The 14457-nt window shown below is 37.9% G+C and carries 14 protein-coding genes; all 14 read right to left on the reverse strand.

The window, feature by feature from the left end:
- Positions 1–170 precede the first annotated feature (170 nt).
- Positions 171–761: a prepilin-type N-terminal cleavage/methylation domain-containing protein gene (locus RHS_RS12540; protein WP_047833384.1), complete on the reverse strand. Its 591-nt coding sequence runs from the start codon at positions 759–761 to the stop codon at positions 171–173.
- Between the two features lie 287 nt (positions 762–1048).
- Positions 1049–2131, reverse strand: coding sequence for a type IV pilus twitching motility protein PilT (locus tag RHS_RS12545; protein ID WP_047833385.1), 1083 nt, complete (start codon positions 2129–2131; stop codon positions 1049–1051).
- 14 nt (positions 2132–2145) lie between these two features.
- A complete protein-coding gene (locus RHS_RS12550; RefSeq protein ID WP_047833386.1) occupies positions 2146–3843 on the reverse strand; it encodes a GspE/PulE family protein in 1698 nt (565 codons plus the stop codon).
- Positions 3844–3855: 12 nt separating this feature from the next.
- Positions 3856–4611: an A24 family peptidase gene (locus RHS_RS12555; protein WP_047833387.1), complete on the reverse strand. Its 756-nt coding sequence runs from the start codon at positions 4609–4611 to the stop codon at positions 3856–3858.
- Positions 4611–5282 (reverse strand): hypothetical protein, encoded by a 672-nt coding sequence (locus RHS_RS12560; protein WP_027292474.1) that lies wholly within the window; start codon positions 5280–5282, stop codon positions 4611–4613. Before RHS_RS12560 ends, RHS_RS12555 begins: the two co-directional genes overlap by 1 nt.
- A gap of 17 nt (positions 5283–5299) precedes the next feature.
- Positions 5300–5989 carry a hypothetical protein gene (locus RHS_RS12565; RefSeq protein WP_047833388.1) on the reverse strand — a complete coding sequence of 230 codons (690 nt, stop codon included), beginning with the start codon at positions 5987–5989 and terminating at the stop codon, positions 5300–5302.
- A 111-nt stretch (positions 5990–6100) separates the two neighbouring features.
- Positions 6101–7171 (reverse strand): hypothetical protein, encoded by a 1071-nt coding sequence (locus RHS_RS12570; protein WP_027292472.1) that lies wholly within the window; start codon positions 7169–7171, stop codon positions 6101–6103.
- 11 nt (positions 7172–7182) lie between these two features.
- Positions 7183–8409, reverse strand: a complete 1227-nt coding sequence (locus RHS_RS12575; protein WP_047833389.1) for a type II secretion system F family protein — start codon at positions 8407–8409, stop codon at positions 7183–7185.
- A gap of 3 nt (positions 8410–8412) precedes the next feature.
- Positions 8413–11433, reverse strand: a complete 3021-nt coding sequence (locus RHS_RS12580) for a polymer-forming cytoskeletal protein (protein ID WP_395022247.1) — start codon at positions 11431–11433, stop codon at positions 8413–8415.
- A 1-nt stretch (position 11434) separates the two neighbouring features.
- Positions 11435–11743 (reverse strand): hypothetical protein, encoded by a 309-nt coding sequence (locus RHS_RS12585; RefSeq protein WP_047833391.1) that lies wholly within the window; start codon positions 11741–11743, stop codon positions 11435–11437.
- A gap of 21 nt (positions 11744–11764) precedes the next feature.
- On the reverse strand, positions 11765–12466 hold the full coding sequence (locus RHS_RS12590) for a PilW family protein (protein ID WP_047833392.1): 702 nt from the start codon (positions 12464–12466) through the stop codon (positions 11765–11767).
- A gap of 39 nt (positions 12467–12505) precedes the next feature.
- Positions 12506–12964: a hypothetical protein gene (locus RHS_RS12595; protein ID WP_047833393.1), complete on the reverse strand. Its 459-nt coding sequence runs from the start codon at positions 12962–12964 to the stop codon at positions 12506–12508.
- 19 nt (positions 12965–12983) lie between these two features.
- On the reverse strand, positions 12984–13622 hold the full coding sequence (locus tag RHS_RS12600) for a hypothetical protein (protein WP_027292466.1): 639 nt from the start codon (positions 13620–13622) through the stop codon (positions 12984–12986).
- Between the two features lie 25 nt (positions 13623–13647).
- Entirely contained in the window at positions 13648–14430 is a 783-nt protein-coding gene (locus RHS_RS12605) for a LytTR family DNA-binding domain-containing protein (RefSeq protein ID WP_047833394.1), read from the reverse strand.
- Positions 14431–14457: the final 27 nt, after the last annotated feature.

The raw sequence follows: 14457 nt of genomic DNA on the forward strand, positions 1-14457 counted from the left end.
TTGTTACACTTGAGTTGCTGGCTTTAAATGAATGCTCTGCCCTCCCCGTTGTACAGGGAGAAAGGGGAAGATTTGCGAAACATTCATTTAAAGCCAGCAAATATCTTCTAATTTATATTATCAGAAGATATTTGCCAAATTTAATATTATCTAACGTTATCAGAATGTATTTAAGAAATAACACCATTAGCAGGATTAAATGTCTTATCCTTTAATGTTGCTGAATCAAAGTTGTCTGCAGTTACCCCTGTTGGAGCAAAACCAGCAACAGCTTTAACTCTTGTTCCATTTACATATACCATTCCCATAACTGCGCCTTCATTACTGATATATGCATATAACTTATCGTCTCCACTTACCACATTTGTGTTCAAATATGCATCACCTGATTGGCTCATAAACTCATCAGTTGAAGCTGTTGCTGTACCACCACCAGCAGGAGTTACAGTATAAGCCGCTTTCATCTTGTCATCTGTTAATTCGATTACAAATGCAGTTGCAGGAGTAGCAGTTCCTACACCAGATCCTGCAGCTGGAGTAGCTGAACGTCCTGCTGCCACCTGACGTGTAGCATAAGCCTGTGCTGCAGTTAATGCTGTCTTTGCTTTAGCAGCATCGGATGTTTCCTGCCCATCTTTAATAATTCTTGCCATATTTGGTGCGACCAAAGCAATCAAAATACCGATAATTGCTAATACTACGATCATTTCAACCAACGTGAAACCCTTTTTGTTTTTCAATTTTTCTCTTAATTTTTGCATATTAATATTTCCTCCGTTTTTTTACTATTTTTTTATAATTATTTGTACCTGCAATTCTTTATTTTCCTTTCCTCCCTCCGTCATACTTCTTCAGATACATCTCTTGCTTCAGTAAAATGATTACTGTCAGCTACATATATAAAATAGCAAAAAAAACCATTTTTTTATCATTTTTGTATTCAAATGCTCTTTAACCGTTATATATTTGTTTGTCATGTATTGAAAAGCTGTTTTTTCGACATAAAATGAACAGTTCATCATTTCACATGTCAAAATTGGCTGCTTTTTTACTTATTAACCAAGTATTTATTCACCATTTGCTTATCAACACACCTTTCAATACCTGCATCATAAGTTATAATATTAGCCTGTATCAGTTTCGCAATATGGTAATCCAATGACTGCATCCCTACTTTTTGACCTGTTTGAAGCACTGATGCAATCTGATGGCATTTATTTTCCCTTATCATATTAGAAACTGCATCATTACACAGCAAAATCTCAAATGCTGCCACCCTGCCTGTCCCATCCGCTTTCGGAATCAAAGTCTGAGTAATAACACCACATAAAACCTGTGCTAAAAGTATCCGTATTTCGTCTTGCTGGCTTGCAGGGTATTGGTCTATGATACGGCTAAGCGTACTGGCAGCGCCGGTTGTATGTAAAGTAGACAATACATAATGCCCTGTTTCTGCGGCAGTTATGGCTGATGATGTAGTTTCGAGGTCTCGCATTTCTCCTACCTGTATGACATCAGGATCTTCTCGAAGGGCACTTTTCAATGCACCTGCAAAAGACTCCACATCCCTTCCTACCTCTCTTTGATTAACCATAGACCGCTTGTGCTCATGTTTATACTCTATCGGATCCTCAAATGTCAAAATATGGCATTGTTTATTCATGTTAATATAATTAATCATAGATGCCAGTGTAGTGGATTTACCGCTCCCGGTGGGTCCTGTAACCAAAAGCAGCCCTCTCGGGAACATTGCCAGCTTTTTAAACAGCTCAGGAAGATGCAGTTCATCAATTGTGGGAATCGTATCATTTAGCAAACGTATTGCTATACCAGGACTCCCATACTGTGTGTAAATATTGACACGATTCCGGTTACCGTCAGCTGAAACATAACAAAAGTCCACATCCTGTCCAAATACATATCTTTTTTTTACCTGAACCAGCATAGAATCAGCCAAAGCACGTATCTGATTTTCATTCAGAATACCCACTTCTTTCATTTTCTCCAAACTCCCATGAATTCTCATAATAGGCGGAAGTCCTTTTGTAAAATGCAGGTCAGATACCTTCCATTCCCTGCAGGTCTCCAAAAGAATATCAATTATCTGCCTTTTTTCAATTTCGTTACCCATGATTCCAACCCCTTTTAGTCTAATGATGTTTTTATTTTTTTCATTTCCTGAGTAGTTGTAACGCCCTGGTTCACCAGCTCCTGCATATGTAATCCCAGATCCAGAAATCCCTTTTCCTCCTTCAGGTATTCTTTTATGACATTACTCTCTGCCTTTTGTACAACAAACCTTTTTACCTTATTATCTATTTCTATGATTTCATAGACTGCCATTCTGCCAAGATAGCCAGTATTATTACACATTGGACATCCTCTTCCATGGTGTAATTTTTCAGGTTTCTCTCCTTCCCATTCCTCCAACTCCTCTGGTTCAGGAGAATACTCTTCTTTACAGTATTTGCAGATTTTTTTTACCAGTCTCTGCGCCACAACACAGGCAATTGAGGATGCAACCATATATGGCTCCACCCCCATATCTATTAAACGCATAAATGCCGATGCCGCATCATTTGTATGCATGGTTGCAATAACCAGGTGACCGGTTATCGCCGCACGTGCTCCTATCTCGGCAGTCTCTGCATCTCTGATTTCACCTATCATTACAATATCCGGATCCTGCCTTAGTATTGATCTCAGTCCGGCTGCAAACGTAAGACCGCTTTTTATATTTACCTGCACCTGATTAATTTTCGGTAATATTTTTTCCACAGGATCTTCTACCGTAATTACATTAATAGTAGGTTTTGCCAGCATTTTCAAAGCTGCATATACGGTTGTGGTCTTACCACTTCCGGTAGGTCCTGTAATCAGCACAATCCCATTCGGCGCACTCAGTCCCTTTTCAAACTTTTTTTGATTCTGACCCATATGAAGATCCTCTATTCCGAGAATATCCTCAGGGTTACTGGTCCCCAGAATTCGAATAACAATCTTCTCCCCGAATATCGTCGGGAGAGTGGAAATTCTCATGTTTACTTTTTCTCCATCTAAAAGCACATTCATTCTACCATCCTGGGGCAGTCTTTTTTCTGCAATGTCTAATCCCCCTAGCACCTTAAAGCGGCTCAACAGATGCCCAAAAGCTGTTTTGGCAAAAGACATCGTCTCTATTAGTTCTCCATCTATCCTGAGCCTTACAGTTACATGATTTTCTACAGGCTCAATATGGATGTCGCTTGCTTTTCTCTGATATCCCTGTTCCAGAATAACTCCTACCGCCTTTACAATAGAATCATTCTGGAGGCTTTCATCATCAAATGCAAAGATTTCTTCCTGTTCTTCTTCTCCTTTTCCAAACTCATCCTCAATCTGTGCCATTATATTATTAACACTTTGTTGTATATAATTTTGCCGGATAGCTTCTTCAATATCGTTCTTAGTGGCCAGGAGCACAGAAACCTGTTTACCGCATAACTGACTGAGTTTTTCAAATAATACCTGCTTAAAAGGATTGTCGGTAGCAACATGCAGCATATATTCTGTTTCATGTACAGGAATAATTACATTCTTTTTGGCATCTTCTTCCGAAATATACCGCAGTATGACAGGAGATATTTTCTGGGCTGCAAGATTAACCAGCGGAAGATTATATTTAACACCCATAGCCCGTATATAATCAAACTCAGATATTATATTTTTTTCCAGTAAAATAGTACTCAGCGTCTTCTTCGGGTAAGCTTTTTTTGCCTCAGCAGCTTTCAGCAGTCCCTCTTCATTTAGAAGACCCATTTTAACCAGAATCATTTCCAAACTTTGATTTTGTTCTTTTTCCATCGTTACCTCTCCTTAATATAATCCCAGATACCAGTCAAAAATCATATTTCCCCAGATTGAGGCTATTATCAGGCCAAAAGAAAGAAAAGGTCCAAACGGCATCTTCAATTTTCTTTTTTTCTTATGAATGAGTATCATAATTCCATAGATTCCAGCGATAATTACTGCTGCCATCATAGCAACAATATTTGCCTTCCACCCAAGCAGGAATCCGGCAACAGCCATTAGCTGGATATCTCCTCCTCCAAATCCTCCGCATAACAGAGTGATGAGAATCATAGGCACACTGATTGCAAATATACCAATTACTTTATCCCAAATGTTATCTGTTCCATTTATAAAAACGGAAGCTATACCTAATCCAATAATGATGAATTCAAACCTGTATGGAATCTCCATCGTATCCCAGTCAATCATACAGATTACAATCAATACAGAAAAGAAAATACAGTATAGAACTGTATTTAAACTCTTTCCCCAAATATATGCAGCCGCTCCCCACAGAACGCCATTTAAAAGTTCAATAACCGGATAACGAAGGGAAATATGCGTTTTGCAAAATCTGCATTTTCCGCCTAGAACACAATAGCTGATTACCGGTACCAGATCATACCATTTTAGTGTCTTTTTACAATAAGTACACATGGACCTTCCATGATTTCCATTAACTGAAATTTCTCTTGGAATTCTGTATATACATACATTTAAAAAACTGCCGACGATAATTCCTGCTATAACTGCATATGCAATGATATAATTCAAATCCATTACTGTTTTTCCTCCTCTATCGGCGGCGGTGTCATCCCATACATATTTACCTGCAATGACACTTCTCTGACTGTTTCCCCCTGAGGTTCAAATTCGACAGTAGGTATCTGAAGACAGTAGCGCTCTTTATTTTTTTCTCCTAATCCTTCCGGTGGTATATTATTAATAGCATTAATTACCTGCAGACACTGGGAATCGTTTACATCCAATGATATAGATATTTGTGAAACGAGAAAAAGATTAATTAATTCTCCTCCCATATCCGCCTGCATCTTTGTATAGTCCTTAGCATTCTTTGGCTGTACAATACTGCTTTCATAGGTAACAGCATCGACTTCTGTATAAGGAGATATATTTATGGAATTCAGTTTCAATCCCAGGCTGGTAACAATTTCTTCGATTTTTTCATTAGCCTTAAAGCTTTTATAATTCTGTTCAAAGGTCATTTTACTGTCTTTTTTGATCTTTTCATAATTGGGTTCTATCGTAACATCTTCAATTACGCTGCGGATTCCGTCTTCCTGGATCTTTAAGGTCTCCAGCTCTTCTTTATTTAATTTAATTTTGTCATAGACGGACTGAACACCCATTGTGATAATCAAAGCACTGAACATAATCGTAAACAGCAGCATGATAAGCTTTTTTTGACTCTCCGTAATAGAAAAACTCAATATTTAACCCCCTTTCTTTATTGTACCGTTTCAGATTGAACTTGTGTTTCAGCAACTGCTGGTTCAGATTCTTCTGCTGTCTCAGTATCCACTTGCCAAAGCGTTATTTTTAAATCATAAATATAAACCATATCGCCAAAGACATCAGTCTGATTTTTAAACCCTGTGTACTGCACATCCGAGAACATCTGTGTTCCGTCCTTTTTCTTCAATTCACTTAAATGCTGGGCAAAAAGCTTAGGCTTTTTCTCATCATCAGCAGAGCAATTTAACGTTAAGGAATTACCTCCATAATTATAATTCGTAATTTCACTGCCATTTCCAATTGCCTTATCCATTTCTGCAGTAAAAAAATCCACCCATTTACTTGAGAACCGGGCACTGTCTTCTAACTGCTTCAAATATTGTGAAGAAGCATTATTATAATCTTCTATTTTTTTTGTTTTTGCTTTTATTGCCAGTTTTTCATTATACTGTTTGACGTTATTTTCATCCTGTATGTACTCTTTAGATGCTGTAATATCGCGTTCTACCATCAGGTTTTGATTCCACGCCATTGCATATACGATCAAAACGCTTCCCAGCATTAATGCACAAACGAGAAATACTGCATTACTGGAACGGCGTGCTTTAAATTTATCCGGATTTTCATTCTCATGCAAACTGACATAAAAATTAATATCTTTATCTCTTCTATTTATTTTCATAATTTATAACCCATGCATATAGCAAAGCATCTGCTATACTGCCACAAATAAATTGAGTTGGAAAAACAACAGCGTGGCTTCCTTCCATTTACATATTTTTCTTCCAACCTGTTAACTTTTTAAAAGACAGCCAATTGCCCCTGCGTACTTTGGATAATCTGTTTCATATATCCCTCTTACCCCTTTGGGAACAGGAAGATGGGAGGTGGGGATATCGACCATTGCTGCGGTCAGTTCACACATTCTAGACAGCATGGAAAATTCACCGTATAGATAGATGCTCTCCACAGGCTGATCCGGTAATACACTTTTCTGAAATGCCAGGAATTGTTTTATTTCTTTCATATAAAGTATCATCATATTCTTTTCCTCCTCCATCTCTGATTCGTACTCTGTATCACCTCCAAGATCCAGATTCATCCCCTCCAGCATGATTGTTTTTGTAAAGATATCTCCATCGATGCCATTTGTCATTATTTTAATTTTTTCATAATAAAGACCAATCCATAATTTCACCTGTCCTTCGATCCGGACATTCTGAAATTCATCTGTTTCATCATCTATTTCCTGATCTTCATGAAAACTATCCGTCAATCCTGCTTTCTTTTTCCTGGGTTTCTTTACTTTCTTCTTTTTTTTAGGCTCTGAAAACTCTTTAATTATGCCAATGTCCTTTTTGTCTAACTGCTTAATAATGGATTCATTTAATGTATCAATACTTTTTAAATTTAACCGGCTCTCTTCACAAAGCCCCTGATAATCCTTGAGAAAGATTTTGGGAATTGCATACAAAATGCACTTCATATATTTCTTATTATTTTTTTTGTATATATCTTTTACAATATAGTCCAGAATGTGATCTTCATCTGCAATAAGCTCCCCCATCTCACGCTGCATGAGCTGAAGTACTATTTCCCTTTTTTCAAAGGGTACCTCTACTTCTTTCCTTTTTAACGCAGTACCATCTACCACAAAACAAATTTGCCTTTCTCTTATCAGGTTATGATCCAGCAAAGCCCCCCTGATCTCTTCAGCCAGTCCCTTTATATTTTTAATATATCCGTTTCTAAGTGCTCCCCATGGGGTGGTTATGCTGAATGAATCTAATATCCGGACTCCCCTTACGCTAAGGACGCCGGATACAATATGTATATTACTGCCTGTCATTTCAATACCAATCATGATCTGCCTCCTTAACTTGCCTTTGCTTTTTCGGTAACCTGAGATGCAAGTGAAAATGATGGAACGATTACGGCTGCAATTACAACCAGTAACAATACTCCAATGATAACCAGAATTACCGGTTCAATCACTGTTACCATTCTCGCAATTGCTTCTTCTGCTTCACTCATATAGAACACGGAGATTTCCTGCAGGATATGTTCCAGATTACCGGCTTCTTCACCAACAAACATCAGTGAAGTAAACATCGGTTCAAATATTTGTTCTTTTTCCAAAGCTGCGGAAAGCATTTTCCCCGACTCCACCGCCTTGATAACCGATTTAAAACGTTCTTCATAATATTTATTATTCAAAATGGAAGATGCTATCTCCAACGAATCCAGCATAGAAACACCACTTCCGTAAAGTACAGCCATCGTACTGCTAAAATTGGCTATCGCCACTTTTTCTGTAGCTACTCTGACTATAGGGAGCTGCGTTTTTATCTGGTCAATATAATAAGCAAATTGATAATTTGTCATTAAAATAACGAATAATAACCAGACTGCTGCAACTGCAATTACGATGTACAGCCATTTGTTTATAAAAAAATCACTGATTGCAATAACTGCCTGAGTAACTGCAGGAAGTTCAACATCTAACTGATCAAATACAACAAAAAACTTTGGTAAAATAAAAGTAAACAGACCGACAACAATAATTACCAACAGCACTAACAAAATTTTCGGATACAGTAATCCCGTTTTTATTTTGTTTTTTAACCTATGCTGAGATTCGAAATATACTCCGCATTTATCAATAACAATATCCAGATTACCACTGGCTTCACCGGCTCTAACCATATTTACCAGCATAGGAGGAAACACATCCCCTTCTGCCCTCATACATTCATTTAAGGACATACCTTTTTGAATATTCTGGTATATATTTCCGTATATTCTATACAACTGCCTTTGCCCTGTCTGTTTTGCCTGAACAGTAAGGATATCAAAAGCTTTAACCAGGGGAATTCCGGCTGATAACATAGAACCAAACTGCCTGCAGAACAAGGTAACTGTTTTTAATGATAATTTTTTAGCTTTCGTCTGCTTTTCCTGCTTATCCAATTGTAAAATTTTGATAGGCTGCAATCCATTTTTTTCTATGCTTTCATATACATCCGCATAATTGGCTGCTTCCACATATTTTTTAACAACTTTTCCTTCCATGTCCCTTGCCGTATAACGAAATTTTGCCATGTACTATTTCCCCTTTCTTTCAGGATTTTTGAAAAAGATGTCTCCTTGTACCATTGCCCCCTGTGTAATCCTTACATCGGATGAATAGATATTTCCCAAAACTAATGCATCATTTTTAATGACTACTTTTCCTCTTGCTTCTATTTCGCCAAATACCGTTCCTTCCACAACGATGGAATCACAGCTTACTTTCCCCATGATAGCTGCTCCAGATAAACAAAGAACCTTTCCCTGGGCAATGACATCCTTCTTTACAACTGCCAGCGGATTCAGCGTCACGTTATCTCCGCTGACTGAACCGGTAATTAATCCATTAATAAAGGTCTCTTTTTCCTGACTTTTATAAACGTTACTCTCTTCCATAACAGCCTCTTGGCTGACAATCTCCAATTTAGGCTTTTTCTTAAATAGTTCTCGAATTTTTTGTATCAGCCTGGACAACAGGCTCTGCCGCTTTTCCTCTGTCAGCACTTTTACTGCATGACTGGAAGAATCTGCTTTTACTATTTCAGCAGTTGTCTGTTTTTGTTCTTTCGTTAACTTCTCTTTTGTTAACTTCTCTTTTGTTATCCTTTCCTCCGGAACTTTTTTTGCCGCAGGTTTTTTATTATTTTCTTCCTTAGCTGCTTTCCCAACTATTTTCTTTTTTTCCGGTACAGCCACAGATACCGGATCGGATATCTTTTTATGTATTACCTTCTGCATGTCCGCTGCATGATCCTCCTGAAAATAAGCGGCAATTCCATCTTCCATTCTTTTTTCTGCAGAGACAGGTTTTGTGGGTTCTGTCTTCTTTTTCTCTTCTGCAGAATCCTTGTCCTCATCTATATATTCCAGGCTTTCTATGTCCTGTTTTTCTATGTTTAGCTTTTTTATGTTCTCCTTTTCTATGTTCTGCTTTTCTATGTTCTGTTTTTCTATGTTTTGCTTTTCATTATTCTGTAAATCAGACTGACCAACCTGCGTATCTTCCATTAATAAATTCAAGATATCTTCTATGTTATTTGTATTACTGGAGGATTTACCTTTTAACTGTTCTGCATGTTCACCTGTGCCAATTACCGAAGCAGTTTCCATTTCATTAATTTTTCCAACGTCACTCTTTTGCTCTGAATCATTATGAAACAGTCCGGATGATTCCATGTCCATGCACTCTTCAACAGCTTCGGCTTCCTGATCAATGCCAGAATCGGATCCCCCTAATAACGAATTCAATAAATCTTCCATGACTTCAAACTGATCTGTTGTTTCATCACCAATAGAACTGTTAATTCCCAGGTTGTCGCTGTCTGTTTCTTCATTATCCTCCGATTCACTCTTCCTCCTTTCCATTTCCACTTTTAGAATTTCATCTGCATTTTCTCCTGAAACGATTTTGATTTCATCACTATATTCATCTAATTGCACTTGCTTTTCCCGCGAATTTTCCGGGGAATGATTTTCTGATACATTATCTTTGTTCTCAGTTCCATCGGTAATCACTTCTTCACTTGTGTTACTTTCCTCAGATTCATCTTCCACATGTGCATTACTTTGTGTCTTTGCTGATTCCATATCATGATTGGCGGAAGATTCATCTTCACCACTGGTTATCGGATTTGTTTGCCCCTCTGATCCAGAATCAGGCACGATTTCCTGTTTTAAACTATTATCCATAGAAACAGGTGCCGGGCTTTCACTTTTTCTTTCTAAATCATCAGATAAATCTTGATTATCCGGTCCTTCTCCAGCAAGACCATCAAAGTCTATTTCTATCTGCTCCTCTCCATTTTCACCATACTCCTGGAGGATTACCGTGTCACCTGGTTTGTTCCTAGCTTTTTCATTACCATGCCCTCCAACTCTACCATCCTCTGCAGACTCCGGCCGAGGCATATTTTTGTCCGCTTTGACAGAAGATATAAAAACTTTGTTACGGTATTCCTCAGTATCATCTGTATCTGTCTCCGGTGATTCATCCGCTTCACTTATCTGATCATTAGATAACAAATTGCTAAATAAATCAGATAAATTGCTGTCATGGACTTCTCCCGGTTCCTCGGTATTCAAGCTTTCATGCTCTCCATCAGACCTAGTGTCTGTAATTTCAATGCTTTCATCTTCATCTTCTGCTTTTTCTGTATTTTCTGCAGATTCCATATTCAGTCCCGGTATATAAACATCTCCATTATCTTCCTGATTGTCCTTGCTATGCAGATCTGCCTCTAATTTACCCTCTGATAAAAGGCGGCTCAACAGATCACTCATACTCTGAGTTTCATCATCCATCTGTCCCACGAACGCTTCCTGCTCTGCCTGCTCAATATGCCCGGATTCCTCACCGGAATGATTGCTTTTATATTTTGATGAGTCCTGATGAGTGAAAACTCTGTTTTTCAATTCCGAATCCTGGCCTTCTTCCATGCGCAGTTCCTGCAATTGTTTGAGCAGATCCTGGTCCAGGCTGTCTTTCACAGAATTAAGATCTGCTGTATTTTCATTTACTTTATCTTCAACGATAATATTCTGCGCTTCATCCTTCGCAGTTTCTCCCATTTCCTGATATAGTTCTTCACCGAATAACTCTCTGATTGTATCCGCATTAGTCTTCTCATCACTACGTTCAACAACGGTATCCTGCTCCTCCATAACATCCGTTTCTACAATATCCGGTGAAAACACCTGGCTTCTGTATTCATCTGGGAGATCATATTCCTTCATCCGGCTGAAATCTAAGGGATTTGATCCTGCCGGTCCGTCCTGCTCAATCATATTCTTTATAACAATTTCATCTTCCACTACTTTTTTGGGAATATGTTCTGTTATCTTTTCTTCCAGTTCATTCATATCTTTCACATATATTTTATCCGGCATGGAAGGATCTTTATCCGGATGTTCCAGATAGAACGCTTTTATTTCTGCTCTTAACTGTTCTATCTCCTGTGCAATATCCTGTTGTTCAATATCCAGCACTTCTTCCTGTTCCAGTTCATCCCTGGACTTAAAGATTTTTTTTGCAGAGGTAAATATCTTATTTTTATTCATCTTACTTTTCGCCATCCTTATTTGTATTCCTTTCTTCTATTCTGCCCTCCTGCATCCGCATGTCCGAGGCCAATTGCTGTATTCGCTCATCCATTATGTTTATCTGACGCTTCAATGTATAATATTGTCCAGCGATATAAGTAAACTGAACGCTGACAAATAGCAGCAGAACAAGCATTAATATTATTCCAATCCCGATGATTCCCCTCTTCCTATGTACTTTCTTTTTTATCTCTAACTGCTGTTTTACTTCTAATTCACGCAGTCTGTTAATCTTAGCTTCTATATCATTCTGAATCTGTTCAGACATGGGATGTCTCCTTTCCTGCATCTAGTTCTTATTTAAGCCTTCTACCGATACCTCCGATAATGCCACAGCCATATTTCCGGTTCCGGTGAGTTTAATCATATAAATCCCTTTTTTACCAGCATCCCCTGCCACAACACCCTTGTCTCTGATTTGAAGTTTCAAATTTAACCCTCTGTAATATTTACCGCCAAAAGACAGCCCATAAATGGATTCCCCCTGATAATTATCGGCTGCTATTTTTTTACTCACTAAATAAATTTTTTTATATCCCAGATCTATTCCGTTACCATAAAATTCTGCACCTGAGACTAACTGTCCGGTAACACCGGAACCAGGTAAAGCAACAGCATTTTTGGTTCCGTTCATATCGTCAAAGATTAACCGGTTATCGTCCTTAGGATCCAGATAAACCTCAGTTCCTTCTGCAAACCAGCTGGCGGCTGCCCCTGCCACGGTTTTTCCGGACACTTTCGTCTCTCCCTCTGACAAACGGTAGAAGACCCTCACATCTTCGCCATACATCACATAATTAGTGATATCATCCATAATCGTGGTGACAGCCTCCTGATTATTTCCTGCGACTGTTTCTGTAAGGTAAATCTTGCTGCCTGAAGTTAATATCAGAGTGACTCCTAAGAAAAATATGGACATTACAGCCATCGTTACAATAAATTCCACTATGGTAAATCCATGTTTATCCATGTATTTTTGTTTTATTTTCATCACCTTCTCTATACTAAATTTATGTATCTGCAGGATCGTTTACCTGTTATCAATTGTATAAATATATGCATTGCCGCCAGATACGGAAGCTTCTGATTTTACAGGTTCCTCATACCTGCAGAACACTTTATCTCTCAGCATGATTACCGTTGGAATCATCCCACTATTTACAGTAGATACATCAATCGTTCCTGTACCCAAAGGGGAGTTGTCTGCAAGAATAATGTCTTCTCTGTTAATATTGTTCATAACCATTACTACATTAAATGCCGGTGTACTTTTTGTAAACGAAGTTGAAAAATCCTTTTCAACTGTTTTACTGAATATCCTCTCCCATTCACTGGATATCACAGCCGATTTACGAAATAACGTAGATGCACTGATTACACTCAGGCTGAAAAAAGAAATTACAATTGTCAGAACAGCAAATGCGCATAAAGTTTCAATCAAAACAGAACCTTTACTATTACGGAAAATGTTAATAATTTTATTGAACACACTATCCCTCCAATCGAATTTAAGTTGTATATAGTTTTCCGGTATATTTATTTAACTGCCATTTCATGTTTATAAAAGGTTCCAGAGATGGCGGAGGCTCCACATCCGATCCATCGGGATTTTTATTCGCATTAGCAGAACAATAGTAATCAGCTGCTATGCGATATTCCATATCCGTCAGCTTTATCCGGTATTCTACTTTTAAGCGGTCTCCAATTCTTATATAATTCTTTGCATCATCCGGAAGTATCTGGCCGGCACCCTGGGGTTCATAAGCAACCGACATATCCATGTAAACTTTCCCAAGATCATTCTGTATAAAGGAATTTGTTAAATACTTTTTATCTCCGCCTGCATTTTCCCCCAGGTCAAACTGAAACTTATAGACTTTTGCATACTGGGACAATTTACCCGGATCTGTAACAATAATATTTTTTACCATCTGCGCAATCTGCTGGTTTAACTTCCCCTCTTCAATTGTTTTAGTCGCATCCTCAACTAATGCCGTTGCATATAAATATAATTGATCCTGTTTTTGACGCACGAATGTACTTTGATATCTGTAGCTGGCAACCAAAAGAAGGCTGCCTGCAAATGCCATTAACAACAGCATTAATGCCAACGCCATTGGAACCGTATACCCTTTCTTGTTTAGCATGCTCCTCCTACCTTCCTTTTTCACTTTACAGCAGTATTGTCTTTTCCTGCTGTATCATCCTCTCCACAAGATCTTGTTTATAATTTCTCGCAACAGGTAATTTTTCCCCGGTCATAAGATAAAGTTCACCTTTATCTACGCAGTCCACATAGTTTAAATTCACAATATAGCCCCTGTGAATCCTGACAAAGTTCTCATTTTTAATGCTTTGCTCTACATTTTTTAAGCTTTCATAAAAAGAATATTCCTGATTGTCCTGGCAATAAATCTGCGTTACCCTATGCTCTACTTTCATATAAACGATCCGATTCATATTAATCCGGTTCAACTTTCCATTTTGAGTAAAACACAGGGAATTATTTTTTTTGTCTAGAATTAACCGAAAGCATTTCATAATTACTTCTTCGAATTTTCCATGAGTGACTTCCTTTTCTATAAAATAGTAAAAAGGATTCACCTGAAAGGAATCCAATATATTTTCAATTTCCATCCCTAAAAAAATAATTTCAGCCTCACATTCATTTTTCCGAAAAGCCCTGGCAATATTTATCCCTCTTAAATACCTGTATTCCCATCCAATCATAATCAGATCGAGTGTTTTTGCCCTGTCCTCTTCACAAAACAGGGCTTCTTTTCCACTCTCATATAAGGCAAACGTCACATCATACCCATTTTTTTCAGCAATATATATGAGCAGATTTTTATATGTTTTCATCAGGCTTTCGTTTTCATTGCAAATTAAAATATTAATATTCTGCTCTATATTCTGCTCATCCTGCTTTTGTATCTTTTTTTCTTTATCCTTCATAGCCTCATTTCTTCCCAATTTCTTTAA

It is taken from the genome of Robinsoniella sp. RHS, assembly GCF_001029355.1.
Taxonomy (GTDB): domain Bacteria; phylum Bacillota; class Clostridia; order Lachnospirales; family Lachnospiraceae; genus Robinsoniella; species Robinsoniella peoriensis.

What these genes read in the sequence shown, in the direction of transcription:
- RHS_RS12540 (WP_047833384.1), bottom strand. Translation starts at nt 761, where the DNA reads ATGCAAAAATTAAGAGAAAAATTGAAAAACAAAAAGGGTTTCACGTTG.
- RHS_RS12545 (WP_047833385.1), bottom strand. Translation starts at nt 2,131, where the DNA reads ATGGGTAACGAAATTGAAAAAAGGCAGATAATTGATATTCTTTTGGAG.
- RHS_RS12550 (WP_047833386.1), bottom strand. Translation starts at nt 3,843, where the DNA reads ATGGAAAAAGAACAAAATCAAAGTTTGGAAATGATTCTGGTTAAAATG.
- RHS_RS12555 (WP_047833387.1), bottom strand. Translation starts at nt 4,611, where the DNA reads ATGGATTTGAATTATATCATTGCATATGCAGTTATAGCAGGAATTATC.
- RHS_RS12565 (WP_047833388.1), bottom strand. Translation starts at nt 5,989, where the DNA reads ATGAAAATAAATAGAAGAGATAAAGATATTAATTTTTATGTCAGTTTG.
- RHS_RS12570 (WP_027292472.1), bottom strand. Translation starts at nt 7,171, where the DNA reads ATGATTGGTATTGAAATGACAGGCAGTAATATACATATTGTATCCGGC.
- RHS_RS12575 (WP_047833389.1), bottom strand. Translation starts at nt 8,409, where the DNA reads ATGGCAAAATTTCGTTATACGGCAAGGGACATGGAAGGAAAAGTTGTT.
- RHS_RS12580 (WP_395022247.1), bottom strand. Translation starts at nt 11,433, where the DNA reads ATGAATAAAAATAAGATATTTACCTCTGCAAAAAAAATCTTTAAGTCC.
- RHS_RS12585 (WP_047833391.1), bottom strand. Translation starts at nt 11,743, where the DNA reads ATGTCTGAACAGATTCAGAATGATATAGAAGCTAAGATTAACAGACTG.
- RHS_RS12590 (WP_047833392.1), bottom strand. Translation starts at nt 12,466, where the DNA reads ATGAAAATAAAACAAAAATACATGGATAAACATGGATTTACCATAGTG.
- RHS_RS12600 (WP_027292466.1), bottom strand. Translation starts at nt 13,622, where the DNA reads ATGCTAAACAAGAAAGGGTATACGGTTCCAATGGCGTTGGCATTAATG.
- RHS_RS12605 (WP_047833394.1), bottom strand. Translation starts at nt 14,430, where the DNA reads ATGAAGGATAAAGAAAAAAAGATACAAAAGCAGGATGAGCAGAATATA.